Genomic DNA, 2,481 nt, shown 5'->3' with positions numbered 1-2,481 from the left:
ATTATCGGGCATTTTGTCTTGCAGTTTCCTAGCCCACTTTTCCGCTTCTTCCCATCGCTCCTGACGCGCGTAGTGATCCGCAAGCGCTTGCATCGTTTCCACATCATCGGGTTTCAGGGCCAGCACCTTTTCCAGGATTTCTAGCCCTTCCGGCTCGCGCCCCAGCTTCAGAAGAATCTGACCCAACGGGCGTAGCACATCCGGATTATCGGGCATTTTGTCTTGCAGTTTCCTAGCCCACTTTTCCGCTTCTTCCCATCGCTCCTGACGCGCGTAGTGATTCGCCAACGCCTGTAAAGTCTCCCAGTTGTCCGGCTCTTGGCCCAAAGCCTTTTCCAGCCATTCACGCGCTTCAGAATACTGTCTTAACTCCGTCAGAATCTCACCCAGCAACCGCAACACCCTGGGGTCCTGAGACCGGGCATCCAAGACCCGCCGTGCCCAGGTTTCAGCTTCCTGAAAGCGCTGTAGTTTTTTCAGAGTCATTGCCTTGTTGAACCACACATCGGGATGATCCGGTGCAATGCCCAAGGCCCGCTCGAAGTAGTGCAATGCGGCTTGCCAGTCTCGGCGTCCCATCGCCAAGACTCCCAAGTTATTGACCGCGTCCAAGCAGTGGGGATTCAGCGCCAGTGCCTTTTCGTAGGCTGCCTGAGCCGCTTGCACCTGTCCTGCACCGTGCAGTGCGATGCCATAACTTTTCCAAATGGCTGGGTGGTTGGGAGCTAGGGCCACACCCTTTTCCAGAACCACTAACGCTTCTGTCCAGCGCTGGTTACAGCTCAGAGCATCTCCAATTTGACTGACAAGCTCCGCCAGGGCCGTGACCGTTTCTTGGGTTAGTTGAGTCGCACACGCTTGTGCCAGCACCTGCACAAGGAGGGACCATTCGCCGCACTCAGCTAGAGCTGTCACTAGCGAGAGCCAGTACTGGGTAGCGTAGGGATTTACACGCCACGCAACCTGCAGCAAAGGTATTGCTGCCTTGGGTTGACCCCGCTGTCGCCATAGCTGACCCAAGTTGTGACTGGCATCTGGATGCTCCGGTTGTTGCTGAAGAATTTGGCGGTAGAGGGCTTCTGCTTTCTCCCATTGCCCAGCCAAATGGCATTCCACCGCTTGGTGGAGTAATCGGTCAATCTGGGCGGGCGAAGGAGCCATCTGGCAACTCAAAAGCATCTACCTTGGGAGTATAGCCCACTACCCCACCACTACAGGCTATGCCCATCAACCCGTTAGTTGTTCCCGCATCCTTTCCCACAACTGCTGGGGAGTCGGAAAATCCCACCGCCAAACAGTCACTCCCCTAATCAAGTCATACTCCAGCACCTGCACTCCGTTGGTGGCATAAGCAAAGCGCACCCCCAGCACACTCGCAGCCCGTTTGGCCTGGGCTAGGCCCGCATCCGCAGGCAGGTAACCAGCCTTGACTTCCACTACCGCTATCGGCCCCCACTCCCCGTGCCGCAGGACGTAATCAGCCACGACCCGGCGGCGACGACCAGGAAACCGGATGGCTTGACCCACCTGGACTTCGTGGGGACGCTCATCCCAGCCAGCACGGTGCAACCGCCACCGCACCCGCTCCGCCGCCAACGCTGGCCCGGTGGAGACCTTTTGCTGAATTTGCCGCTGTAACTCCCCCAGCGGAATCACCGTCAGGCTGAAGGTTCCCTTTGCCAGTTCCCGCTCCAGTTGGCCCCTGTCCAGTGCTTCCACCACCAGCTGTTGTTGCCGCTCATCCCAGCGCACCAGCAACCGCTCGGCCTGCTCTAGCCCCAAGCGCCGGATAGCCGACAGCACGTCCGCCACCGCCTGCAAGTCATACCCCCGTTGCACCAGGTAGTGGACGATGGCTAAGTCCCGCAGGTTCTCGTCGCTGTAGTAGGCGCTGTGACCTGTCCCTTGCGGGTTGACCACTGGCACCACCAGGCCCTTGGTGCGCCAATACTGCACCTGGCGGAGCGTACACCCTACCAGACTGGCCGCTTCCCTGGTCGTGCAGAACATAGCAGTGATGGTACAGGAACCAACTATCACCTACAAAGCGTTTGATAAAACACATGTGCTGTGCTTAGCTTGTTGCTCCCTGTCTTGCCATGGCCGTCCTGACGATTCAGTGCTGATTGTGTGCGCCGGAGCCGACTCGCCGTCAGGTGTGGGCGCAGATGGCGCGTTACACCGAGCTGGTAGCGATAGTGTTACAGCTAAGCTGACAAAGGTTAACGTATAAAACGGATAGCTTCATCCACGAGAGAGCGTAGGTTCCGTTTGGTTAAACTCCACGCATGGTTAACCCACCGTTTTATCAATTGGATTCAAATCAGGTGAATATCTTGGTAAATAAACCAAGCGACATCTAGCCGCTTCTACCATCTTTCTAACCGCTGCAGATTATCCAGTACCAAAACTTTCCCAGGACCAATCGCTGGTAAAAGTCTCTCACTTAACCACTGGATAATAGCCTATCCAAGTAAATGG

The 2,481-nt window shown here is 56.6% G+C and carries 2 protein-coding genes and 1 pseudogene; all 3 read right to left on the bottom strand.

The features are described from left to right. Positions 1–1,161 (bottom strand): tetratricopeptide repeat protein (locus NZ705_12385; protein MCS7293740.1); only part of this gene is annotated, 1,161 nt, incomplete at its 3' end. Between the two features lie 66 nt (positions 1,162–1,227). Next, positions 1,228–2,010, bottom strand: coding sequence for a MerR family transcriptional regulator (locus tag NZ705_12380; protein ID MCS7293739.1), 783 nt, complete (start codon positions 2,008–2,010; stop codon positions 1,228–1,230). A gap of 294 nt (positions 2,011–2,304) precedes the next feature. After that, positions 2,305–2,438, bottom strand: a pseudogene (locus NZ705_12375) (transposase). Positions 2,439–2,481: the final 43 nt, after the last annotated feature.

The organism is Gloeomargarita sp. SKYB120, from assembly GCA_025062155.1.
Taxonomy (GTDB): domain Bacteria; phylum Cyanobacteriota; class Cyanobacteriia; order Gloeomargaritales; family Gloeomargaritaceae; genus Gloeomargarita.
This window is presented reverse-complemented; position numbering and strand designations above follow the sequence as displayed.

Excerpts from the sequence above, each read along its gene's own strand:
- NZ705_12380 (MCS7293739.1), bottom strand. The coding sequence starts at position 2,010 with ATGTTCTGCACGACCAGGGAAGCGGCCAGTCTGGTAGGGTGTACGCTC.